The organism is Bacillus cihuensis, from assembly GCF_000504145.1.
In the GTDB taxonomy this organism is placed as follows: Bacteria; Bacillota; Bacilli; order Bacillales; family DSM-1321; genus Peribacillus; species Peribacillus huizhouensis.
On record NZ_KI632495.1, the window covers coordinates 836,981 to 862,386 of the forward strand.

Genomic DNA, 25,406 nt, shown 5'->3' on the forward strand with positions numbered 1-25,406 from the left:
AACTCTGAACTACTTATAACCTACGGTACTTTTTCAATGCGAATATATTTAGTATAATAAAGAATGTCGCAAATACAACCAATACGAAAAGATCGCCACATATATCCTTCAAACCTAGTCCTTTATACATGACACCTTTCAAAGCGTCAGCTGCATAATAGATTGGCATGATTTTACCAATGGATTGTAACCAATTCGCCATTCCTTCAAGTGGGAAAATCCCAGCAAAGAATACTTGTGGTATAACTGCGATCGGAATAAATTGTACCATTTGAAATTCAGAAGCAGCAAAGGTAGACAATAGTGTACCTAAAGAAAGGGCGACTAACGCTAACAGTAAATTAATAAGGATAACATGCCAAACGGAACCTACCAAGACCATATCTAACACATTTATTGAAAATAATACGACAATAACAGTTTGAATTACAGCAAAGATACCAAAGCCAACCAAGTATGCGGTAACGATTTCTCCTCTGCGTATCGGTGTTGACATTAACCGTTCCAATGTACCAGTAGTTCGCTCCTTTAATAATCCAATTCCTGAGATGAGAAATACAAAAAAGAATACAAAAAAACCAACTAATACAGGACTTAACACATCAAAAAATGATGTTTCACTATTTCCATATACATACTGCGTATCAATGTCGTTTTTCTGTATTGCTAATGGGGCAGCATTTGGATTTAAAACTTTTGATTGTGCCTGGAAGGATACAGATTGGTTTACCTTCATTTGCAACGCTTTTGCTATTGATGGATCACTATTTTGTAATGTTAGTACCAATTTTTCATCCTTTAGTTCCAATAAACCGTCAAGTTCTTCTTCTACTATTAATTCCCTACCCGCTTGGTCATAATGCTTCACATTTATTTTTGTTTCCTCTAAAATTTTAACCAGGTTATTATCAATATTCACTACACCTAATTTAGGGTCAACTGTATTTCCATTGAATAAGAAATACATTAAAGTAAGAATGATTAACGGTGCAACAAACAAGAGTGCTAATGTCCTTTTGTCCCGTAACATTTCCTGACAGATTCTTTTGATTACCGCTACTGTTCTCATGAATCATTCCTCCCCGCTTTTAAGAACACTTCATCAAAATTATCAACTTGGTATTGCTCCTTTAATTCTTTTGGTGTACCTCTAGTTAAGATGACACCATCTCTTATCATCGCTACAAAATCACATCTTTCTGCTTCATCCATAACATGTGTTGTCACAATGATTGTTTTCCCTTCCTCATTTTTCAAACGTAACAATTCATTCCAAATACTTAATCTCAATTCAGGATCAATCCCTACAGTTGGTTCGTCTAATATTAAGATTTTTGGGTTTTGGATTAAAGCAATCGCAAGAGATAATCGACGTTTCATCCCACCGGAGTATGCTTTAACTCTTTTATTTAGTTCGTTGGTTAGATGTACTAAATCAGCTGCATAAGAAATTCGTTCCTTTATTTCTGTTTTATTTAATTTGTAAAGTGAAGCAAAAAATTTAAGGTTTTCCATGCCTGTTAACTCGGAATATAGGGCATCAGATTGAGCCATGTAACCAATCGCTTGGAGTAATCCTAAATGAGGCATTTTTTTATTTAATACATGAATTGTTCCAGTATCTGTCGTATCCATGCCAACAATCATTTTTACTAATGTTGTCTTACCAGCACCTGAAGGACCAATAAACCCGTATATTTGACCCTCTTCGATCGTTAAATCGATCTGATTTAAAACCACCTTTTTTCCAAAGCTTTTGCTCACTTGGTTAATAGCAATACTGTAATTCATTTATCTTACCTCCTCTAAATAATAAGTGAGTAATTACTCACTTATTATTTCCCTTTTTTTATTCTTATGTCAATAAAAAGTGAGTGATTACTTTTTTAATTTTAATATTAAAAAAAATGCTAAAAGCAGTGAGAGTTCTTTACTGAAACCCACTGCTTTTAGCATTGTTTGTACTTTTCAATTTAACTTAAGTGAACCAAGAAAGACAATTTCATCTTGTTACCAGCTAGCTTTTTTCACGCCAGGAATTTGCCCTTTATGGGCTAGCTCTCTAAATACGATACGAGACATATTAAATTTACGCATATACCCTCTTGGTCTACCCGTTACTCCACAACGATTATGCAGTCTTGTTGGTGAAGCGTCTCTAGGTAATTTCATAAGGCCTTCATAATCCTTATTTAAGATTAGTTGCTTTCTTATTTCTGCATATTTTTCTACAGTTTTTTGCTGTTTTTTAGCTTTTGCTACTTTTGACTTTTTGGCCATTCTATACCACTCCTTAAATCTTAATGATTACGATTTATCACATGAATTTTTACACTACTTTATTTAGTTTCGCGATGCAACGTGACTCTCTTTAAACGCGGGCAATACTTTTTCAATTCAATTCTGTCTGGATTGTTTCGTTTATTTTTTGTCGTAATATAATTACGGTCACCAGTTTCTATACATGCAAGCGTTATTGATACTCTCATTATTTTTTCCTCCTAGTTTTTAAGTATTGCTTATGAAAAAGCTGGCAGCGGGTCATGCATTTGAGCCCAATCTTGATTCAATTCCTCTTCTGTTAACAAGCACTGATCCAATGTATTAATGATCTTTTCTTGATCCATATGGATTCCTATTAACACAAGCTCAGTCATACGATCTCCATATTCCTTGTCCCATTGTTCGAGCAATTCAGGCTCTGCTGCTAACATCTTTTGTTTTTCCTTTTCTGGATAAGCAGCAATCCAAAGTCCAGCTTGTTCAATTGTTAATGATGGACCTGCTTGTGATAAAAGAGTTGCAAGATTATTTCTTGTAGCGAGCCACAGAAACCCTTTTGCACGGATAATTTCCACTGGCCATTGTTCAAGCCAATGTGAAAGTCGAACCGGATGGAATGGCCGTTTTCTGCGATAGACGAAGGATGCAATGTTATACTCTTCCGTTTCTGGAACATGTTCTTCATTTAATTCTTTAATCCAACCTGCGCTCTGGCTTGACTTTTCAAAGTCAAAACTTTGTGTTCCGAGTACTTCCCCTACAGGTATTTGAGCATGAATCGTTTCAATTAATCGTGCATCAGGATTTAAAGTTTGAAGAACTCCTTTAAGTTCTGCTACATGTTTTTTTGTTACCAAATCTATCTTGTTAAGAACAATTACATTCGCAAATTCAATTTGCTCAATGAGAAGGTCTGCTACTTCACGTTCATCTTGTTCACTTGCACCTTGTTTGCGCTCTAACAACGTCTCCCCTGTAGAAAAATCATGCCAGAAACGATTGGCATCAACGACAGTAACCATCGTATCTAGCTGACAAAGGGCCGTTAAATCTATACCTAAATCCTCGAATGCATAGGTGAATGTTTGTGCCACAGGTACTGGCTCACTAATTCCTGTTGATTCAATCACAATATAATCAATGTTTCCTTGAAGGGCTAGTTTTTCCACTTCCAAAAGCAAATCTTCGCGTAATGTACAGCATATGCAGCCATTCTGCAATTCCACAAGCTTTTCTTCTGTTCTCGAAAACCCACCCGACTTAATCAGTGCTGCATCAATATTCACTTCACTCATATCATTCACAATAACGGCGATTTTCTTTTCTTCCCGGTTATGTAAAATATGATTTAATAAAGTAGTTTTACCAGAGCCTAAATAACCACTTAATACCGTTACAGGCACTTTCTTATTATTCATAACACATCTCCTTAAGATAAATCGTAAATATTACGATTTAATGCAAATGTTTTAACTTCCGAATACTTCTGTTAGATTATAAACCGAAATCATTACTATTTGCAATCGATTTTCACAAAAAATTTTAATATTTATTTGAAGGTATAAAAATAGAGTATATCAGGCATGTAAAACATTCTAATAATGAAAGGAGAATGTCCGAAAGCAAAGAGTCTGACCCCGCGATAACTAAATTCAGTATAAGATATGTGTATCAAACACTACATACTGATTTAGAATGCAAGGTCAGACCCTTATGAGTTACCCTATTTAATTGAATTAGTTAGGCAATTCTTATGCTGTTCCTAATTCTACCCCTAATTTCTTTAAATACTGACGATAGGCAATACTTACCCGATCACTCTTTAGTGATAATTCAACTTGTAGATCCAATGGTAAATCTTCAGGTTTTTGGTTTTCAACAATTGGTTTGTCTTGAGAAAATATCATATCCTGAAACTCAATAATTTCCTGATCTGATTGTCCTGAATCATAATTGAATAACATGACACCAAATGCAACTGACTTCTTCTCTTCAACAGGTAATATCGTTAAAAGAATCACCATCTCTTGATTTGTTTCATGATCTTTTTTCGTAAAACGAACTGTTAATGGACGAAGGATTTCGTACGTATAGTAAACATGCTTAGGTTGACCTGAACCATCTGGATCTGGTTGATAGATCGCAATTTCATCAGAACGAATACTTTCATCCTCCCAATGAATATCATAATCACCAATAACCGAATGTTCTGGGACACCAAGAAAACCTTCATGTAAAATAGATAAATGACCGACATCAAGAAAATTTTCCACAATTCTTGGCGGATTCGCTAAGGCTTCAACCGGCCCCCATATCACGCTGCGAAACTTCTCATCATTATATTCAGGAAGATTAAATAACTCCGTCCCTGAATTTTCAAGATTAACCCAAACTAGTCCATATTTTTCGATACAACCATATTTAAAAGCTTTTGCTTTCTTTGGTATCGCTCGACCTTCAGGAAGCTGAGGGATATGAGAACATTCCCCATTCGATTCATATTCCCAGCCATGGTATGGACATACCAACTTTCCATCTTTTACACATCCTAATGACAAAGCTGCTCCCCGGTGGATACACAAATCTTTAAAGGCATGAACCCCTTCTTCATTGCGGTACAGAACAAGACGCTCTCCCATTACGATAACTTGAACAGGTTTCTCTTTAATATCTATCGACCTACTAGCGACAATCCAATCATTTCGTAAAACTTCATCTTGTATCAACAAAATAGTTCCCCCTCTAGCCAGTTCACTTATTCGTTATTATTTTAGAAATATTTTAAGAATTTGTCAACGGAAACCGAATAATTTTAAATTTAATAAAAAAAATGTTCGTTTTTTGTTTACGAAATGCCCTTTTTCTCCTATAATAACGGTTATAACTTTCACAAACATATTTCCGAGGGGGAAAGTATCAGGTGGAACAACAAAAGAATAATTCAGAAGTATTAGTAGGTATTGATGAAAAAATCAGCGTTGGGAGAGCCATTTTGCTTGGTTTGCAACATGTACTTGCAATGGATCTTTACATCGCACCAATCATCATCGCCGGCTTATTGGCGCTTGATACGAGTAATACAACTTTTTTTGTACAAATGTGTTTTTTAACAGCTGGTATTGCGACCATCATCCAAACTGGATTTGGAATTAAACTTCCAGTTGTACAAGGTCCCTCCTATGTTCCTATCGGTGCACTTGCGGCAATTGGTGGAAAGCTAGGTCTTGGAGCTATTTATGGAAGCTTGATTCCCGGAGCACTTTTAATAGCGTTGATTGGATATCCATTGAAAATTTTTGCTAAAACAGTAGTGAAAATTATCCCACCGCTTGTTGGCGGAACCGTAATTGTAATTGTTGGAATTTCTTTAATGCCAAATGCATTTAATAGTATTTACGCAGCGCCTGGACACTTAGGTCACAATGTGATCGTTGCAGCCGTATCAGCTGGCGTATTAGTTACTTGTATGATTCTTGGTAAACAAGCAAAGAAATTTGGAACGATTTTCAGACTGATCTCCGTTATTCTAGCAATCATTGCTGGCACGATTACAGCGCGTCTATTTGGTCAAATTGATTTTTCAGCTGTCTCCGATGCAGCTTGGTTTTCCTTACCAAAATTCTTTCCTTTCGGAGCACCTGTATTTGATTTAAGTGCTATTTTAACAATTGTTTTTATCTATTTAATTATTTTAATTGAAACGACTGGTACATGGTTCGTTGTCTCAAAAGTGACGGATAGTGAGTTAACAGAAAAAAAGTTAAACAGAGCGTCTTTTGGTGAAGGTCTTGGATGTTTCGTTGGAACATTGTTTGGAGGGACTCCAATGACAGGATACTCCTCAAATGCTGGAATTATTGCCATCACAGGTGTTGCTAGTCGAATGGCGATTCTCGCAGCAGGTGGAATCTTGATTGCTTTAGGATTAATCCCGAAACTTTCAGCTTTAATTATATCGATTCCTGAACCTGTAATCAACGGAATTTTCGGAATCGTCTGTGTTGCCATTGTTATGAATGGATTCAAAGTTATCCAACATATTGTAGTCGACGATCGAAACATGATGGTAATCGGGATCCCTATTTTATTAGCAATCGGCGTCACGGTACTTCCGAAGGATATTCTCTATTCATTACCTGATTTCGCTAATTATATTCTTTCTTCTGGAATTGGTATAGGTGCCATTTCCGCTGTTGTTTTAAATTTGATTATTCCTCATGAAAAGCCTCAAAAGGATTTACAGGAAACAGCTTAATTGTTCTCAAAAACCTTCTGTTCATTTAATGACAGAAGGTTTTTTTAATTCGTAGTTCCTAAATTATTGAATATATTAAAGCTCATTGTTGATTTTGGCACTATGTTGATTGGAGCGGAAGGCGAACGCCTTTCGTTCCATCAACAGGCAAGTTAAACAGAGCCAAATTCTAAAACTCTTTTATGTGAATTACAGGAACAAAACGCCGCACATCTTATCTATTTAGCACGATTTCTTCTACTTTATCGAACATTACGTAATTTAGCACTAATACCAGTTTAAACGTTAAAAAAATTCACTTGACCAATGTGTCTTATACTTCACTACATGGTCAAGTGTCAATATTTCGGGACTTTTGCAAAATTAGTTTCTTACCATAAAACATTTTATCTTTGCCCAACTTAATAATATTCCTGTTCCATAACAAGAGGGTCAGAGCTCACATCTAACTAGTGCGATAACTCTGACCCAATTTAAATTCTGAGGACTTTAAACCTCTACCTTCGTCTTTATAGTTTGTTCGACCATTGCATTAAAATATTGCATCAGCCGAGTATCATCTGTTAACTCTGGATGAAAAGCGCTGACAAGTATATTCCCTTGCTTTGCTACAACAATTTTCCCTTCATATGTAGCAAGTATCTCCACCTCAACACCAGCATTTTCTGCATAAGGAGCGCGTATAAAAATCGCATTGAACTCTTTTACAAGTCCATTAATGTTAATAGCTGCCTCAAAGCTCTCCCGCTGACGGCCAAACGCATTGCGGCAAACTTCTATATCAATTAATTGCAGATGAGGATTGTCAGAACCACTCACTTTTTTCGCAAGTAAAACCATACCCGCACATGTTCCAAAGATTGGCTTACCTTGTTTTGCAAATTGCAAAATCGGTTCAATAAAGTCATAACGATCCATCAGCTTCCGCATCGTTGTACTTTCACCACCGGGAAGTACAAGGCCATCTATCTCTGCTAATTGGTCAGCATGCTTAACAATTACGGCTGTTTGTCCTATTGCTTCTATCTGGCTCACATGCTCACTAATGGCACCTTGTAAGCCCAAAACACCAATCGTTGCCATTACCAGCCACGCTCCTGCATTCTTTCTGCTTGCGGTAATCTTGAAATATCGATTCCTTTCATAGCGGATCCTAATTCTTTTGAAAGTTTTCCAATTAAATCATAATCAGTGAAATAAGTTGTTGCTTGAACGATAGCATTTGCAAATTTTTCCGGATCTTCTGATTTAAATATTCCTGAACCGACAAATACGCCATCTGCTCCAAGCTCCATCATTAACGCTGCATCAGCAGGTGTAGCTACACCTCCAGCTGCAAAGTTAACAACCGGTAATTTGCCTGCTTCTTTAATTTGCTTCAAAATCTCATATGGAGCACCAAGAATTTTTGCTTCAGTCATGATTTCGTCATCATTCATTAACGTCAGCTTTCGAACCTGTGCCTGAACTTTTCGCATATGACGAACAGCTTCTACAATATTCCCAGTACCAGGCTCTCCTTTTGTCCGTAACATCGATGCTCCTTCACCAATTCGGCGTGCTGCTTCCCCTAGATCCCGACATCCGCAAACAAATGGAATTGTAAAGCTGCTTTTTAATAGATGAAACTCTTCATCTGCAGGTGTCAATACTTCACTTTCATCAATATAGTCCACGCCCATCGCTTCTAGTACTCTCGCTTCAACAATGTGGCCAATTCTAGCTTTCGCCATGACTGGGATAGTTACCGCGTTCATGACTTCTTCTACAATTCTAGGGTCAGCCATTCTAGCCACTCCACCTGCTGCACGTATATCAGAAGGTACCCGCTCAAGTGCCATTACCGCAACAGCTCCTGCTGCTTCCGCAATTCTCGCTTGTTCCGCATTGACAACGTCCATAATGACTCCACCCTTTTGCATTTGAGCCATTCCTCTTTTAACTGCGTCTGTTGCTATTAATTTCTCCATTCTTAATCCCCCTAAATAATATTTGCAATTTTCATTTATATTCCTTAGTATAAAAGAAAGTGGCATCATTAAAAGTGTCAGTTTTATATTAATTAATAGGGTCAGAATAGAGGTTATTAATTATGAATATGCTATCATGTGTGTTAAATAGGGAAATTACTGTCCCGTTATATGAGCAATTATATGATTATATTAAAACAGAGATCATTGAGGGTCGTCTAGAATTCCAGACAAAGCTACCGTCAAAGCGCAAATTGGCGCAACACCTACATATTAGTGGTAACACAGTAGAGACGGCTTATGAACAACTTGCAGCTGAGGGCTACTTAGAGGTCAAACCTAGAAAAGGATATTATGTCATGGACTTGGAGGACTTAGAATATGCCGGCGTAAAAAGTGATATTCTGCCCATCCATGAATTAAAAAAATCATATGACTATCATTTTCATCCAAGTCAAATTGATACTGAACATTTTCCTTTCGCACAATGGAGAAAGAATGCAAAAAATGCGATGGATGTTGCCAATCAGGAGTTATTATTACTAGGAGATGCCCAAGGCGAATACTCACTTCGTCGAGAAATTGCTACATATTTATATCACGCACGAGGTGTAATTTGTGAACCTGAACAGATTGTTGTTGGAGCAGGTATCGAGATCCTTCTTCAGCAGCTTGTACTTTTATTCGAAAGAAATTCTGTTTATGGTGTGGAAGACCCTGGATATCATTTATTTCAAAAAATTATCCGAAGCTACGGCAATCCTGCCTTCCCACTTGAAGTTGATGAAGATGGCATCAAGGTTGAAAGCATTGAAAAAAACAAGATTGATGTTGTCTATGTGACACCATCCCATCATTTTCCTTATGGGTCCGTCCTTTCCATCAACAGAAGAACAAAATTACTTAACTGGGCATCAAGCTCTAAACATCGATTTATTATTGAAGATGATTATGATAGTGAATTTCGTTATACAGGAAAATCAATTCCTTCTTTACAAAGTATGGATCAATTTGAAAAAGTGATTTACTTAGGTTCTTTTTCTAAATCACTTATCCCATCCCTTAGAATCAGCTATATGGTGCTTCCTAAATCGCTGATGAATCAATATAAGGAGAAATTCTCATTTTATCATTCAACAGTATCTCGAATCGACCAGCAAATTTTGACTGACTTTATGATTCAAGGAGACTTTGAAAAGCATTTGAATAAAATGAGAAAGCTATATCGTCGCAAATTAGATAGTGTCTTGACGCTATTAAAGCCTTATCAAGACAAAATATCGATTATCGGTGAAAGATCTGGCTTGCATATCGTGTTAGTCGTTAATAACGGTATGGATGAAACAACACTTATTGATCAAGCTGCAAAGGAAAGTATTAAAATTTATCCGATGTCAGCTTATTCCATAGAGAAGAAAATTGATGCACTTCCGGAAATTATTCTTGGTTTTGCCGGCATTCCTGAAGCAAAATTAGAAGATGCGATTCAGTTATTAATCCACTCTTGGGGATTCTCTGGTTAATATCATCGTAACTTTTGTTCCAACTGATTTAAAAATTCTCTAATTACTGCTTTACCATTCAACTTGTTGCATTTATATATTCCAATCAAAAAAACGATAATGGACGTAGTTGCCATTTTGAATCAACTGATCAAAGTATTTTTCATTGCTAACAGAGCCGATTCATTATGTTTTGAAGCTAATTGGTAATTGCCTAATCGATCATAACAAACAGCTAGTTGCAGATGGGGTAGCCATGTAGAACATACGTAGTTTTGGAAACTCAATATTTCCATATTGTTTTCTAAACTTTTTTCATACCAATAAATAGCGGCTGGGATAGATATCATTCTTTTCTAAAAATAAAAAGCCTAATCTACAACATGTTTCCGGTTGAGGCATTCCATATAAGAGAGCTTGTAAAACCCAGTGCGCTTCTTGTTCTTTTAGATTGAGTTTGTGATAACAATTGGCTAATTTGTTGCAAGCACGAATGTTATCTTCCATCAACCCTTTCTTGGTTTGTAAAAAGCGTTGATAAAAATCAATTTCTACTGATAGCATTTTTTCAAATATATTCAAGTTGCGATTCGTATCGTAAGTAAGCGGTAAATGTGTTACTGCGATATCACTATCATGGATAATCCCTTGAACGGCTAAATATTCATGTACCTACCCTATCCAAGGGTAGTGTTTTTCCCTTTTAACTAAGCGATTTCTTCTTATTTTTGAAGGATATTCACCTCCTTCTTAATTAGTGCCTTTCTACTGTAGGTGATTGATTACAGTTCTATAAATTCAATCATTTCCAATGTAAGGATTGAATTTAGTAAGAATATTAAAAAACTGAGTACAGATTGTGAGCTGCACTCAGTTTTTTAAACTCTAGGCCTCTGTTAAACTTGCTTGTTGATTGAAACGAAAGGCGTTCTCTTTCCGCTCCAATCAACATAGTGCCAAAATCAATAATGAGGTTTAACGTTTAACATAGCCAAACACTATAGAGTGAAACATCAATCAGTGGGAGATTCTACATGCCCACTGATTGTTAGTCCGGTTCTAGAGTCGCAATATCTCCGCTCTGCTTCGATAAATCGACTCTACGAACACGATTCATTGAATCACAGACTAAGCACGCCGCTTCCTCATGTCTTTGTCTGTTGTGATCCACATCCCGTGGGCCTTAACTATATTTTTGAAAAGCACAAAGGTAAGTTTTACGGTATCTCACCGATTGGGTATTTACGGGCCATTTCCCTCACATATACTTCTTCAATTCCTTTAAGCCTTGAGGTGGGGGCTTTACTGCCCGTTAATACGGGATAAAATTCAAGAATAACGTTGGATGATTTCAAACAGTTTATTATTTAAATTAGGGAGATCTCCAGTTGTAACGGTTAAACGAAGATTTGTTTCATCCATGGACAGTCTTTCTGCTAAAAAACTACCTAATCCTCTTGCTCGTCTGTCGATTTGAATCATGATATCTAGCGTATTTACCTGTTGTTGTAAAAATACAATTTCAAGCTCGTCAAGTTTGCCTCGGAAAGGGCCACTGATTGCTACGAATTCAAATTCTTGAACGAATGGCAATCCTCCTCTTAATCTACTCGGTGCAGCTTCACATTCAACTTCTCGTAGACGGAAGCCGAGATCTTGAACAGCATTTAGAACTTCTTGCATAAGTTTTGAAGGTAGAATATCAATATAATCCTTATCCGATGGATCGACGGAATTTTTAATATCAAGTCCCGTCTCTATCCATATCTTTGTTTTTCCGCCACTAATCGGCGTATCAATTGGAACTGTAATGGATAAAGGAAATTCTTTCACTTCATTTGGTGAAATCGTAAACTTTTCAGAGATTCGATATTTGCCGATTACGCCTTGCTTGGTATATTTTTTATCATCTGATTCCTTTATATATGTAGTGATCAATGATACATAAATATCAGCAATTTCCTGCTCTACATTTCCGCCTCTTATTTCAACAATTCCAGTAATCTGTTCCCCCACAATGACCTGACTATTAAATAATTTTGTATCAACTTTAGCCGCTCCGATTCCCACACTCGCTAAAACTTTATTAAACAACGACATAGTTATTCCCCCATTGAAATGTACCTTCATATTTATGAAAGGCAAACTTCTAGTATGCAATTGAATTTTTATAAAAGGTTCACTTTTACCCATCCCCTGACACTATTAATGAACCAAATATCGTTGACTGATTCAAGATCTGTAAGGTGGATAACTCTTTCTTTGACTGTTCCATTTCGTATTAGTTCTTCACGAAATGTACCAGCAAGTAGTCCAGAATGAAGAGCGGGAGTTATTAGCTCACCATCAATTTTCACGACAATATTTCCGTTTGTAAATTCAGTTATTTCTCCCTTTTCGTTCATAAGTAAAACATCAAAATAATTAGGGTGCTGGTCTTTATGTAATTGATAGACAGTACGATTGGTAGTTTTATGATATAAAAACACATCATTACTTGATACAGGTTTTTTAGCCAAGGTAACATGCAGTACGTCTGGATATAATTTAATTTCTTCAGCTTCTATTGTGTATTTACCTGTTTTTGAAACAAGTAATCGGACCTTTTTATCTTTAGTTTTATGTTTTACAGCCAACTCTTCTAGCGCTCCCTTAATAGTTGGGATTGAAAGATTGAAATCAAAGTACCTTGCCGATTCTGAAAGTCGTTTCAAATGATTTTCCAGCAAAATATATTTACCATTCTCAAGCTTTAGAGATTCAAGCAACTCAAAGTCTGGCGTTTCTGCTGTAAGCAAAGCTGCTTTCAGAAATGCTTCGTCATATTCTTCGGTAAGATTCGAATCCCAAGTAATACCTCCGCCAACTCCGTATTGAGCAAGTCCTTCATGCGAATCAATTACAACTGTTCGAATCGGTACATTAAAAGTTGCTTCGTGATTAGGAGTAATATAGCCAATGGCGCCACAATATACCTCACGTGGCGATTGTTCCAATTCTGATATTATTTTCATCGTACTAATCTTTGGAGCACCCGTAATTGAACCGCATGGAAACAAAGCTTTGAAAAGATCAATTATTGTAGTTTCCGGTTTTGTTTTTGCCGTAATGGTCGAGGTCATCTGCCAAACTGTCGGATATTGTTCGATTTCAAATATGCGATCAACAACAACACTTCCTGCTTCTGCAATTTGCCCTAAATCATTTCGCAAAAGATCAACAATCATTAAATTTTCTGCACGATTTTTCTCAGAATCTTGTAGCCATTGCTGTTGGTTCAAATCCTGTTCAATGGAGTACCCTCTTTTCGCCGTTCCTTTCATCGGTCGAGTTGTCAAGGTATCCTTTCGCCAATCAAAAAAAAGTTCAGGTGAAGCAGATAATATTTTATATCTACCCGTATTCAAATAAGCACTATAATTGGAACTTTGTGCTTTAGCTAGCTGACGATAAAAGGAAAATTCATCGCCGATAAATGAGGAATTCAGTCTCATCGTATAATTAACTTGATATGTATTGCCCTCTTCAATCTGCTGTTTAATCTTTTGAATCGAAGCCTTATATGTTTCATAAGTTGTCTTAGATTGCCAATCGAAAAGAGTGAAATCAGCCGGTGTTTCTGTTAATTGCCGATTGTCAAATTTTTCAAAAATCCCAAACCAAAGCAGTGGCATCTTATTTTCTTCTGCCACTTGATAGGCAGGGTCAAATGCAGGAGCTGCTTCGTATGACAGATATCCAGCTGCATAATAGCCTGCATTGACTTCTTTTTGAATATTTTCTAAGGCTGTTAACACCTCATCTATTGTATGTGCTTCAATAATCTTTAATGGATTTTGAAATAACCTACATTCTTTATTAAATTCTAATAGAATATGAATATTCTCAGCGCGTTTATTCATGATAGCTACCCCGTTTACATAACGTATTTATCCCGCATTAACGGACAGTAATCCCCCCACCCAAAGCTTAGAAGAATCGAAGAAGCATAGGGGGGTTAACTGCCCATAAAAGCCCGATTGGTTCAACTAACAAGCAGGGTGGAAGAAGCCCACCGCTGTTTGAAGTTTCACTTTATTGTTTATTAAGAAAGTTGCCAATTAGAGTATGACCATGTTCCGTTAATATTGACTCAGGATGGAATTGCAGTCCTTCAATTTGATATTTTGTATGTCGAAGCCCCATAACAACATTGTCTTTTGTTCTTGCACTTACCTCGATACATTCAGGAAGCGTCGACTCGTTGACAACTAAGGAATGGTAGCGGGTAACCAAAAATGAGTCCTGAATCCCATTAAAGACTCCTTTTCCATCATGGGTGATCATCGATGTTTTCCCATGCATAGGTTGTTCGGCCTTTTCAACTCGACCTCCAAACGCATCGGCAATCACTTGATGCCCAAGACAAATCCCCAGAATGGGGGTGCTTTGATGAAATTTCGCTACTACTTCAAGACAGATCCCAGCTCCTTTTGGATTTCCAGGCCCTGGGGAGAGAATGATAGATTCAGGATTCATTTCTCTAATTTCATCTAACGAGATTTCGTTGTTGCGCCGGACTGTGACTTCTTTACCAGCCTGAAGAGTATACTGATATAAGTTGTAAGTAAAAGAATCATAATTATCGATTAGTAAAATCATTGTTGTTCTCCATATTTTTGATTTAACGTTACACGAATAAAGAAATGAAAATATCGACACATAGTAGCCAAAACATATTTAATACCTGCTAAGCTTCTATATCCCTATGTATTTATTTTAGCAAAAATATCTTCAAAATGCTTGCTAGATATTATTTTCAACTTTGATAGGGTTCGTCGATTTATTGGTATTCTTGTTGGGAAATGAACTATACTCTTTAATATTTCCGGATTTTCATAAGTTTTATCTAAAAAAAGCCCCTGAAATTTCATCCAGAGGCTGTAATACGATTTGAGAAGCTGACTTTTTTCATCGTTTGGTTATATAGCAGACACTCATGAATGTTTTTTATCAGCGATTTCAGCAATGATTTCATATGAACGAAGTCGAGACTCATGATAAAACATGCCAGAGTTAATGATCATTTCATCAGCACCTGTTTTATCAAGGAATGCTTGCAGTTTTTCCTTGACTTGTTCAGGGTTCCCAATCACACTTGCATCCAGCTTACTTTGAATCGATGCTTTCTCATAAGGTGTCCAAAGACCATCCATTGAATCTACTGGTGGCTGGAGCTGATTAGGTGTATTGCGAATCAGACTTAAGAATTGCTGTTGATAAGAAGTGGCTAAATAAGCGGCCTCAGCTTCTGTGTCTGCTGCAAAGACATTAATTCCAACCATTGCGTAAGGTTTTGCTAAGACGTCTGATGGCTGGAAGTTGCTACGGTATAGTTCTAGAGCGGCCATTGTATTTTCCGGAGCAAAATGACTTGCGAAAGAAAAAGGCAAACCTAGTCTTCCAGCAAGCTTTGCACTGAATCCGCTAGAACCAAGCAACCAGATTGGGACATTTAAACCTTCACCTGGGATTGCACGAACTCTATTATGACGGGAATTGGCATCAAAATATGTCTGAAGTTGCTCTAATTGTTCTGGGAAGTCATCGCCGGTATTTCTGATATCACGACGAAGTGCCATAGCTGTAAATTGATCACTTCCCGGTGCGCGTCCAAGCCCCAAATCAATACGACCAGGATACATAGATTCAAGAGTTCCAAACTGCTCAGCTATTACAAGGGGGGAGTGATTCGGTAGCATAATCCCACCTGAACCTACTCTTAGAGTAGAGGTTCCAGCTGCCACATAGCCGATTACTACAGACGTTGCAGAGCTGGCAATTCCTGGCATACTATGATGTTCTGCTAACCAGAAACGATTAAAGCCCCATTTTTCTACATGCTGCGCTAGATCTAAAGTATGTTTAAAAGATTCAGCTGGTGTACTACCTTCTGTAATGTTTGCAAGATCCAGCACTGATAAAGGAATTTCACTCAGCATTTTTTTGTTGTGAGACATTTAATCATCTTCTTTCTATATTCTTTTTGTATGAAGGACATAGGTGAACAGGCTTCGAGACTTACTAATATAGCCTATCTATTTACCAGGTCTACTGTTTTTTTCTTGAAAGCATCCGAAATCCCGGCTCCGAACCGCCACCATTAAGATAGGCGTACTTCATGTTAGACCCTTCATGGTAAATAGTAGCTTTTTAACACCATTTTGTTTTATATCTGATTACTTACAGCCATCATATAAAAGAAACAAAAAAATTGCACAAAGTATGCCTAGACTTTAAATTTCTCATCGCAAAAAATAGACAATCAATAATTTGATTGTCTGTTATTCGACCTTCATGATTAATTTTATATAAAGCTACAGAGAGTCGTGTATTTTTTGATAAATGTACAACAATATATCTATTTCATAAGTTACACGCTAGCTACCGGTAACAGCCTTTTACGAAATTGTCTACCATGGTGATGATCGGGCAAATAATCACTGCCAAATAAGTTCTTTCGTAAGGTTCCATCTTCATATTCTTTTCTGACTAACCCTCTCTCTTGTAAAATTGGAATCACATATTCAACAAATTCTTCAAAAGTCCCAGGTGTAACCGCATAAGCAATATTAAAACCATCTACACCTGTTACATCAATCCATTCTTCTAAAGAATCAGCGACTTGTTCAGGAGAGCCAACCACAACAGGTCCCATTCCGCCAACTCCAATAAACTCAGCAACTTCTTCAACGGTAAAATCGGACATCGATTTTAATGTTGATTGGATGGCATCATTCTTAACATATTGAATTTTTTCCTGAGGGTCAACACCATCCATATCTACACCAGTCCAGCCACCGAATAATGCAAGTGAGCCTTCGTAACTGGCATGCTTTTTATAATCCAAATATTTAGCTTCAGCCTCTTCTTGGGTCGCACCTACAATTGGCGTAATCAATGTAAGAATCTTTATTTCATCTGCTTTTCGACCGGCCTTCACTGCCTCTTCTCTAAAAGCCTTTACTGTGTTTTTGGTGCGCTCCATTGATGTTGAGCCAACAAAAACAAGTTCTGCATGTTTTGCTGCAAATTTTGTTCCTTTTGGTGATGCTCCCGCTTGAAATATTACGGGAGTACGTTGTGGTGAAGGTTCACAAAGATGTGCTCCTGGAACTTTATAGAATTCACCGTCATGATTAATATCATGAACCTTTTCTGGATCTGCATAAATCCCTTTTTTCTTATCCACTACGACAGCATCATCTTCCCAACTAGCTTCCCATAATTTATAGACAACATCTAAATATTCATCAGCTATATCATAACGATTATCATGATTAATTTGTTGATCTAAGCCAAGATTACGTGCAGCACTATTTAAATAAGATGTAACGATATTCCAACCGATTCTTCCTTTTGTTAAATGATCCAATGTCGAGATTCGCCGAGCAAATAGATAGGGATGTTCATAGCTTGTCGACGCAGTTAAACCGAATCCTAAGTGCTTTGTAACTTGTGCCATGATCGGAACAACAAATGCAGGATCATTGACTGGAACTTGAGCACCTTGACGTACTGCTGCATCACGAGAACCTTGGTATACATCATATGTTCCAAGAACATCTGCCAAGAAAATGGCATCGAATTTTCCTTTTTCCAGTACTTTTGCAAGATGTGTCCAGTATTCAGCATCCTTGTACGTAGACGATTTATCGTCCGGATGTGTCCAAAGACCCGGAGATTGATGTCCAGCACAGTTCATATCAAATGCATTTAAATATATTCTTTTTTTAGTCATAATCATTACCACCCATTCGTTTTTTATGATGAAATATGGTGCTAAAAATGTGCTTAAGAGGTTATTGCTTTAGTTTGTTTAATGATTTGGAGAAACTCCTCTAAATCGTTATTAAGTCGTGCTTGTATATCTTGATCAGTAATAGGTTGTAAACTATTTTCTTTATCGATTTGGTTATCTATAATATAAGTCCCTTGAGTGGCTCTTCCTTTTAAAGTGGTAATAAGCGGTTTTAAGGCAAAATCGATTGCTAATAAGTGTGCTTTACTCCCACCGACCATTATTGGTAACACTGGAATTCCTTTAAACGCACCTTCTGGAATTAAATCGATTAGAGATTTTAACACACCTGTGTAGGAAGCTTTGTAGACAGGAGAACCAATAATTACACCATCCGCTTCCTCAATTGACTTTGCAATCGCTTTAATTTCACTGCTATTATAGCGTGCATTATGCAAATCCTCAGCAGGAATATCCAAAACGGAAACATACGTTACCGTTATATTCTCCTTTTCTAACAATGATTGAACAAATTTTAAAACAAAATCAGTCCTAGAAGGTGCTGAAGGGCTTCCAGATAAAATTACAACATTAGGCATTTGTTGACCTTCTTTCTTAGTAAAATAGTAATTATCCTTTGTACGAATTAACATAAAAAGTCCTCTTTCCTGAAAGAAAGAGGACTTTTACATTAGTCACCCTTATCTAACAAGCATATGCTTGCAGGAATTAGCACCTTTCTACTAGTTGTAGAGGTTGCTGAAGCTTCATCGGGCCAGTCCCTCGGCTTCTCTTGATAAGTATTATTAAATTATTTTTATCATAATATTCTAATAACTAAAAGTCAAGATTAATTCATATATCTTTCATCGGAATTGTTTGAATAATACTTACTCACATAGAACATACTATGATGCACGTAATCTAATTGCTCAAGATATAATATGAAAATTTCATCAATATTTTTTCATTTCTCCCTGATGGTAAGCCTTATTTTCCTGTCGCTAAACGAAAAACTTACGGTATATAAGCGCCATTAGGCACGAGTAAGTTTCACTAGAACTCACCAATCGGGTTTTTACAGACAGTTGTATTTCACCTACTCTTCTTCAATTCTGCTAAGTCTTTAGGATTTTGACTTTCTATTAATGTAGGATAAATTAAAGGGTCTGGACACATCTTTAATGTGTCCAGACCCTTTTAGTTACTCCTATTCTATCCCAGGTAGTTGTGTAAGAAAATGTTCAACTACTGCTACTGAATCTAAGCGTGCTGCCACATAAGGTGGTAAAAGTCTGCTCGCTGCTTCAAGTGGAACACCTAACCAGAAATATTGCTTATCAATAATGATGAAAGGAAATGCAACACTAGTTTCAATTTGTTCTACTACTGCCAAGCCGGGAACCGGACGAGTTGAAATAAGTGTAATCTTGACATGTTGTTCTTTACTATTCAACATATTTATCCATTCTTCCGTAACAATTCCTGTATCAGGTATTGACAATAGTATAGAATGGCGTGCTTTTTTAATATCCTTACTTAGAACATCTAGTTTACGTGCATGCATCCATTGGAGCTTCGGATGTTGATTTTGAATCCACTTCCCAATATCCTTCGGCCTTACTGTATATCCGTAAGATGCTTGATGGTCCACAAGTTTACGTAATGTTTTGCCTAGATATACCTTTTTTCGAATATAGTCCGCATCGCTCACTTGAATGAATTTTCCTTTTGTTCTCGTAATCGCAACATTAATAAGCCGCTCACTATTTTTTCCTGTCAAAAGCATGCCAGGACGTGTTTCAGGATAGCTATCAACTGTATCAAATATCATTACATCCCGTTCGCTTCCCTGAAATCGATGGACTGTTGCAGCGATAATATCTGCTAGTTCAAGCTCTTTCTTATAAATATCTTGTAATAATAAATCCATAAGACAAGATTGAGCACGATAAGGTGTCACATAGCCAATAGAGCGTGAGCCGCTTGAATATGCTTCATGAAGTAGTTGAAACGATATGAACAACTGCCAAAGATTTATTCTTGATTTCGATGAACGCTCTGTTATGCAATGTTCACCTGTACCACTCGTCTCTAATAGCATTAAAGCACGGTTTGGGAACGGCCTTCTCCCTGTGATTTCTTCACGGCTCATAAGTACACTCTTATGATCGCCAACAAGGGAATGATAAATAAATTTATTCGTGAAAGCGGAAATATCCGGATGCATTCTCCGTTGTTCTTTAAGTAGAAACAAATGTGGATGGAGCTTACCTTCATTCACTACATTCGCGACTTCTGAACGATGAAAAATATCTTCCTTTAACCATTTATTCACTGATTCATCACGTGCAGAAGCAATGGGCGGCAATTGTTTAAAGTCACCGCAAACGATGATGTTTTTGCCTAAAGAAGCAGCAAACGCAACTTGTGGCACATAAGCCATACTTGCTTCATCAACTATAATTACATCATATTCCTTTTCAAATATCGTGCTGTCGCTCGCTGCTTTAGCCAATGTGCTACCAACAATTTTCGCTTGCTTCACGAGCTCCATTTCTTTACGGTGAAACTTTTCTATAATTCTACCTAGCTTTTTTTCCAATTCAATCAATCGGTCTGTATCACGCTTACTAAATGAGCCAGATAGATCTTGTTTTAAGAGCCTTTTCTCTTCAGTTAATTTTTGCTTATCCTCAACTAAATCAGGTTCAAACTTTTCCAACAACTGGCTTGATATGATATCAAGATGATTAGCTAAACTTTCCCCAGTATGCGAACCATACCTAAGTATATCGCCTTCTTTAAAACGTTGTTTCTTTTTTGTAAACGCGGAAATTTCAGCCATTAGTACATCAACGGCTTGATTGCTATGCGAGAGAACTAATAGTTTTTTCCCTTTAAAATAATGATTTGCTGCTGTTCGGGCCAAAGTATATGTTTTTCCAGTTCCCGGGGGTCCCCAAACATAAGTGATAGGATTAAAATTAGAACGTAAAAAAAGCTCCTTAACACTGCTGTGGTCCTGAGCTATCGGATGCCTGCTCTCCATCGACGGGTCCATCAACCGTTTGACTCGAAGCCGCTTTTTCTTACTTTTCTTCATTTCGTCTAGGCGCTCAATTAATTGCTCCAACAGCTCCCATGGATCATGATAAAGGTAGGCTTCGGAAATCAAATCACCAAGTGTTTTTTCAAATAATAAAATGATGCTTTTGCCTTCAGAGGAGAGGACAAATCCGTCTTGCTTGATCCCTCCCCATTCCAGACGAACTATGGATCCGACTGGAATCCTTAGTGAACCAACCGTTTCAAAGTAATAAGTAAACCCGTCTACCTGATCTATCAAATGACCATTCAAAACGTGATATTTTGTACTTCCGTACTTTTTTAAATGGCGGATTTCATTATCTAATGCTGATTGCCATTCTTTTATATAGCTTACCGTTGAGTTCATTATATCTTCCTTTTAATAATAAATTCATGTTCTTTTACAATAGTACGCATTTCACAAGATTTGTCAAAGTATCATAATTGATTGAAAAAAGGCTTTCTCAGCAAAGAATTAAACCTTTGCTGAGATTAGCCTCTTTTGAAATATTACTTCTCCAATAATTCGCCAAATTCCTTCACTAGTTCACTAAATATCTTTAACGCATTTTCAATCGGCTCGGGTTTAGTAAGATCGACTCCAGTTTTCTTTAGCAATTCAAGAGGATATTCTGAACTGCCGCTTTTTAGAAACATTAAGTACTGTTTTAGTGCATCGGCCTCACCAGATAAAATCCGGTCTGCGATATCGATAGCAGAAGCATATCCCGTAGCATATTTATAAACGTAGAACGGTCGGTAAAAATGGGGAATTCTAGACCAGCCGAATTTAACTTCATCATCAAAAACGATATCTTTCCCATTATATTCTCGGTATATCGTTTCGTAGATCGTATTGAATACTTCAGCATTCAAAGGTTCGTCATTCTCTGCTTTTTCGTGAGTAATTTTTTCGAATTCTCCAAACATGACTTGTGTGAAGAAAGTCCCTTTAAAACTATCAATAAAATGGTTAAGTAAATGCTTCTTTTTATTCAGATCTTTCGTTGTGTTTATTAAATAACGAATTAATAGGATTTCGTTCACGGTTGATGCCACTTCAGCAACAAAGATGGAGTAACCTGCTGATATTTGTGGTTGATATTTTGAACTGAAATACGAATGCATTGCATGACCAGATTCATGTGCTAATGTAAATAAACTGTCCAAATCATCTTGATGGTTTAATAGAACAAATGGATGAACACCATATAAACCTAAGTTATAAGCGCCAGATCGTTTACCTGGGGTTTCCCTTACATCGTAATAACGATTTTCTTTGAAGCTCAAAAGAGTCGATACATACTCTTCGCCAAGTGGCTTCAGAGCTTGTATCATGATTTCAAACGCTTCGTCATATGGGATATCTTCCTTTGCCTCTTGTACAAGCGGAACACTTAAATCATATGGATGTAATTCATCAACACCTAGATGCTTCTTACGTAATTTTATATAGTCATACATCGGTTTAATATTCGCTTTCGTTGCCGAAATAAGATTATTATATACTTCTGTTGGGACTTGATCTGAAAATAATGATTTTTCAAGAGCAGATGGATAGTTCCTTGTTTTAGCCATCGTCGTATTGTTTCGAATTGCTGAAGAAAGAGTCGTGGCAATTGTATTTTGCAACTGGATATAAGGTTGATAGTAGGACTTGTATGCCTCTCTCCTTTTTTTTCGGTCTTGATCTTCAATCAATTTACTGTACATACCACGTGTTAAAGTAACCCTTTCACCATCGTCGTTTGTCACTTCTCCAAATTTAATATCAGCATTGTTAATCATGCCAAATGTTTTTTGCGGAGAAGAAAGGGCATCACCAAGCTGTGAAAGAATCGCTTCTTGATCTTTGTTTAGTACATGCGTTTTAAAACGATAAGAATCGAGCAAATCATCCTCGAAATAGCGTAGTCCTTCTACTTCATTTATGTATGCTTTTAATGTACTTTCTTCAAGACTTAATAAAAATGGCATAAAAAACGAAGTTGCGGAGCTAATTTTTTGCCCTAATTGACTAGCGCGATCAAGCAAACCTTGTGTAGTGGATACTCTTGTGTCTAAGTCCACTTGAAGCATGGCGTATACATATAGCTTTTTATATGTATACCCTAATTCCTCACTAAGTGATAAATAACCAAATAATGACTCTGCATCGTCAATTTTCCCGTCAAATGCCTTTAACTTTTCCACACTATTCAAGATTGATCGAAAATCCTTTTCCCAATTTCCCTCGTTTTCGTAAATATCCTCCAATTTCCAAGTTTCCTCTACTTTAACATCAGCTCTACTCGAATATGCGGTCATAATTTATCCCCCTTTTTATATTATTTTTCCCATTATATCGAAAATGTATGAATCTGTATAATTAGGTGTTTTTTCGAAAATGTCGAGCATCTTTCATAATATGGTGTAATATAGGAAAGTATAGCTACATTTTTCCAAAAGGAGGCGAGACTAATTTTCAAGTATCGTTATTTCGCTATCTTAATCTATTTGGTAATATTTATATGCTCATTATCATACTTTCAATTTCAGCTTTCAAATCCAGTAGTAGAAGATAAAGGCCGTCTCTTGCCTGTTAGGATGAAAGCAGTTAAATCTAGTGATGATGAAGATAAGCTTAGAGAGATTGTATTAAACGCAAACACCCATCATGATCCAATATCCATTGCCGGTATGCAGCACAGTCAAGGTGGGCAAACGCTATATCCAAATGGAATCCTACTTGATATGAAACAATATAATAAAATTTTGAAATTAGATGAAAATAAAAAGCAAATTACGGTTCAAAGTGGAGCAACTTGGGCAGATATTCAAAAATTCATCAATCCCTATGGTCTTGCTTTAAAAGTAAGCCAGTCACAAAATATTTTTACAGTAGGCGGTTCATTGAGTGTAAATGTGCATGGTCGTGACATACGCCATCACGCCTTGATCGAAACTGTTGAATCATTTCGCCTATTAAACGCACAGGGTGAAATCATTAATGTAAGTCGTGATACGAATTCAGAGTTATTCCATGCAGTAATAGGAGGTTATGGATTATTCGGAGTAATTCTTGATGTCACTTTTCAATTGACAGACGATGAACTCTATCAAATTCAAACAAAATCAATAGCTTATGATGATTATAGCGCGTATTTTACCCGTGAAGTCCTTCAAAACGACGCCGTAAAAATGCATCTCGCTAGAATCTCGGTTGCACCTGACAGCTTATTAAAGGAAATGTATGTAACTGATTATTACGAAACCGATGACCGATCACAGTTAGAGAAGTATAGTTCGTTAAAACGAGAAACAATCATTGCAATACCCAAATTCTTTCTCGGACTTGCTCGCTTGAATGATTGGGGGAAAAATATGTTTTGGACTACTCAAAACACATACAATGAGAATATTAATGATTCATACATTACTAGAAATAATGCCATGCGATCCGATTCCACATTTATGGAGTATGATAGTTTTAACAAAACAGAAGTATTACAGGAATACTTTGTTCCAGTTCATCAATTTTCTGCTTATATCGATGATCTTAGGGATTCGCTTAAAAATGAAAAAGATTTTAACTTATTGAATATCACCGTCCGCTATGTGGAGAAAAATGAAGAAGCAGTTATGAGTTATGCAAAAGATGATATGTTTGCCCTCGTTATGCTTATTAACCAAGGGACAAGTAAAGATCGTATTGAAGACACGGAGCGTGTAATCCGAAACATGATAGATATAACCTTAGATCACGAAGGAAGTTACTATCTTCCGTATTATCAATATCCTACGAGAGCACAGTTAGAAAAAGCGTACCCACGAACAGCTGAATTCTTTGCCCTGAAAAAAAAGTATGATCCTAAAGGGCGGTTCATGAATCTATTCTACAAGGAGTACCACCAATGAATTATAGACGATTTATTATTTATCAAGGGACTGTCGGTATGGCAGCTAGTATGATTTTTCCGTTTTATGTTTTACTATTGAAAAATGCCGGCAGCAGCTATTCTCAGTTTGGCTGGGCCTATGGTTTATTCGCATTAACAGCAGCACTGAGTTATTCTGCAATTGGAAAATTCGCTGATCGTGTTGGAGATAAAGTATTGTTGATCCTTTATTCTTGGGGTATGGCACTGATCTTGCTCGCTTTTCCGCTCGCTTATGAAATTTGGCATGTTTATGTATTGCAGATTGTAATGGGGTTATTAGGTGCCGTACAAAAAAACTCGGAAAAAACTGTTATAGCTCGTTCTGTAAAACCAGAAACAGCTGGGAAAGAAATCGGCCACTATCATATTTGGACATCAATTGGTGTAGCAATTGCTGTTATTACCACAGGTTATTTAGTTGATTTTCTGACAATCGGCAGTATCTTTTATCTTGCATCGGCTGTATTTGCTTGGAGTGGGTTTTATATCATGAAACAGGATACAACTGAAGCCTTTCATAGGTAATATTCACAGATTTAAACTTTCAACCATTGTTTTCTACATTGGATATAAATTCATTTTATTATTGAGATAGGATGTCAGAAA

Annotated in this window: 21 protein-coding genes and 1 riboswitch; of the genes, 4 read left to right on the plus strand and 17 right to left on the minus strand. The window is 36.8% G+C overall.

Translation table 11 applies throughout. The features are described 5' to 3' along the window. Positions 1–13: 13 nt before the first annotated feature. From V179_RS0109920 to V179_RS0109945, 6 genes are all read right to left on the minus strand, one after another. Entirely contained in the window at positions 14–1,069 is a 1,056-nt protein-coding gene (locus tag V179_RS0109920) for an ABC transporter permease (protein WP_028391303.1), read from the minus strand. Next, a complete protein-coding gene (locus V179_RS0109925; protein ID WP_028391304.1) occupies positions 1,066–1,791 on the minus strand; it encodes an ABC transporter ATP-binding protein in 726 nt (241 codons plus the stop codon). Before V179_RS0109925 ends, V179_RS0109920 begins: the two co-directional genes overlap by 4 nt. Positions 1,792–2,010: 219 nt before the next feature. Next, on the minus strand, positions 2,011–2,280 hold the full coding sequence (gene rpsN / locus V179_RS0109930; RefSeq protein ID WP_028391305.1) for a 30S ribosomal protein S14: 270 nt from the start codon (positions 2,278–2,280) through the stop codon (positions 2,011–2,013). A 59-nt stretch (positions 2,281–2,339) separates the two neighbouring features. Further along, positions 2,340–2,489: a 50S ribosomal protein L33 gene (rpmG, locus tag V179_RS0109935; RefSeq protein ID WP_028391306.1), complete on the minus strand. Its 150-nt coding sequence runs from the start codon at positions 2,487–2,489 to the stop codon at positions 2,340–2,342. Between the two features lie 30 nt (positions 2,490–2,519). Next, on the minus strand, positions 2,520–3,701 hold the full coding sequence (locus tag V179_RS0109940; protein ID WP_028391307.1) for a GTP-binding protein: 1,182 nt from the start codon (positions 3,699–3,701) through the stop codon (positions 2,520–2,522). A gap of 333 nt (positions 3,702–4,034) precedes the next feature. Further along, entirely contained in the window at positions 4,035–5,012 is a 978-nt protein-coding gene (locus V179_RS0109945) for an aromatic ring-hydroxylating oxygenase subunit alpha (RefSeq protein ID WP_028391308.1), read from the minus strand. Between the two features lie 191 nt (positions 5,013–5,203). On the opposite strand from V179_RS0109945, the gene V179_RS0109950 reads away from it, so the two are divergent. Beyond that, on the plus strand, positions 5,204–6,538 hold the full coding sequence (locus V179_RS0109950; protein ID WP_028391309.1) for a uracil-xanthine permease family protein: 1,335 nt from the start codon (positions 5,204–5,206) through the stop codon (positions 6,536–6,538). A gap of 489 nt (positions 6,539–7,027) precedes the next feature. Here the strand turns inward: V179_RS0109950 and pdxT are convergent, their stop codons facing one another. Together pdxT and pdxS are read right to left on the minus strand one after the other, a co-directional pair. Next, positions 7,028–7,621 carry a pyridoxal 5'-phosphate synthase glutaminase subunit PdxT gene (gene pdxT / locus V179_RS0109955; protein ID WP_028391310.1) on the minus strand — a complete coding sequence of 198 codons (594 nt, stop codon included), beginning with the start codon at positions 7,619–7,621 and terminating at the stop codon, positions 7,028–7,030. Further along, positions 7,621–8,508 (minus strand): pyridoxal 5'-phosphate synthase lyase subunit PdxS, encoded by an 888-nt coding sequence (gene pdxS, locus V179_RS0109960; protein ID WP_028391311.1) that lies wholly within the window; start codon positions 8,506–8,508, stop codon positions 7,621–7,623. Before pdxS ends, pdxT begins: the two co-directional genes overlap by 1 nt. Positions 8,509–8,630: 122 nt before the next feature. Between pdxS and pdxR the strand changes: the two genes are divergently transcribed. Next, the gene (pdxR, locus tag V179_RS0109965) at positions 8,631–10,031 is read left to right on the plus strand and encodes a MocR-like pyridoxine biosynthesis transcription factor PdxR (RefSeq protein WP_028391312.1); all 1,401 of its coding nucleotides are present in this window, start codon (positions 8,631–8,633) and stop codon (positions 10,029–10,031) included. Positions 10,032–10,325: 294 nt separating this feature from the next. Here pdxR and V179_RS29100 read toward each other — a convergent pair whose 3' ends face one another. The 9 genes from V179_RS29100 to pepF all read right to left on the minus strand — a co-directional run bounded on the left by V179_RS29100 (position 10,326) and on the right by pepF (position 23,187). After that, positions 10,326–10,592: a hypothetical protein gene (locus tag V179_RS29100; RefSeq protein ID WP_051404912.1), complete on the minus strand. Its 267-nt coding sequence runs from the start codon at positions 10,590–10,592 to the stop codon at positions 10,326–10,328. Positions 10,593–11,339: 747 nt separating this feature from the next. Further along, the gene (locus V179_RS0109970) at positions 11,340–12,110 is read right to left on the minus strand and encodes a sporulation protein (RefSeq protein ID WP_028391313.1); all 771 of its coding nucleotides are present in this window, start codon (positions 12,108–12,110) and stop codon (positions 11,340–11,342) included. A gap of 68 nt (positions 12,111–12,178) precedes the next feature. Then, complete coding sequence (pabB, locus tag V179_RS0109975; protein WP_051404913.1) at positions 12,179–13,912, minus strand: aminodeoxychorismate synthase component I; 1,734 nt, start codon at positions 13,910–13,912, stop codon at positions 12,179–12,181. A 172-nt stretch (positions 13,913–14,084) separates the two neighbouring features. Next, positions 14,085–14,651 (minus strand): anthranilate synthase component II, encoded by a 567-nt coding sequence (locus tag V179_RS0109980; protein WP_028391315.1) that lies wholly within the window; start codon positions 14,649–14,651, stop codon positions 14,085–14,087. Between the two features lie 335 nt (positions 14,652–14,986). After that, on the minus strand, positions 14,987–16,009 hold the full coding sequence (locus tag V179_RS0109985) for an LLM class flavin-dependent oxidoreductase (protein WP_028391316.1): 1,023 nt from the start codon (positions 16,007–16,009) through the stop codon (positions 14,987–14,989). Positions 16,010–16,422: 413 nt separating this feature from the next. Continuing rightward, positions 16,423–17,790, minus strand: a complete 1,368-nt coding sequence (locus V179_RS0109990) for an LLM class flavin-dependent oxidoreductase (RefSeq protein WP_028391317.1) — start codon at positions 17,788–17,790, stop codon at positions 16,423–16,425. A 53-nt stretch (positions 17,791–17,843) separates the two neighbouring features. Next, positions 17,844–18,443, minus strand: a complete 600-nt coding sequence (gene ssuE, locus V179_RS0109995; protein ID WP_051404914.1) for an NADPH-dependent FMN reductase — start codon at positions 18,441–18,443, stop codon at positions 17,844–17,846. A 45-nt stretch (positions 18,444–18,488) separates the two neighbouring features. After that, a riboswitch (SAM riboswitch) is annotated at positions 18,489–18,593 on the minus strand. A 407-nt stretch (positions 18,594–19,000) separates the two neighbouring features. After that, positions 19,001–21,247 carry an AAA domain-containing protein gene (locus V179_RS0110000; RefSeq protein ID WP_028391319.1) on the minus strand — a complete coding sequence of 749 codons (2,247 nt, stop codon included), beginning with the start codon at positions 21,245–21,247 and terminating at the stop codon, positions 19,001–19,003. Between the two features lie 143 nt (positions 21,248–21,390). Then, positions 21,391–23,187: an oligoendopeptidase F gene (gene pepF / locus V179_RS0110005; RefSeq protein ID WP_028391320.1), complete on the minus strand. Its 1,797-nt coding sequence runs from the start codon at positions 23,185–23,187 to the stop codon at positions 21,391–21,393. 267 nt (positions 23,188–23,454) lie between these two features. Here pepF and V179_RS0110010 point away from each other — a divergent pair, with 267 nt between their 5' ends. Both V179_RS0110010 and V179_RS0110015 read left to right on the plus strand, forming a co-directional pair. Continuing rightward, on the plus strand, positions 23,455–24,777 hold the full coding sequence (locus V179_RS0110010; protein ID WP_235179017.1) for an FAD-binding oxidoreductase: 1,323 nt from the start codon (positions 23,455–23,457) through the stop codon (positions 24,775–24,777). Beyond that, positions 24,774–25,325, plus strand: coding sequence for an MFS transporter (locus tag V179_RS0110015; RefSeq protein WP_028391322.1), 552 nt, complete (start codon positions 24,774–24,776; stop codon positions 25,323–25,325). The genes V179_RS0110010 and V179_RS0110015 overlap by 4 nt, the downstream gene beginning before the upstream one ends. The last annotated feature ends 81 nt before the right edge of the window (positions 25,326–25,406 follow it).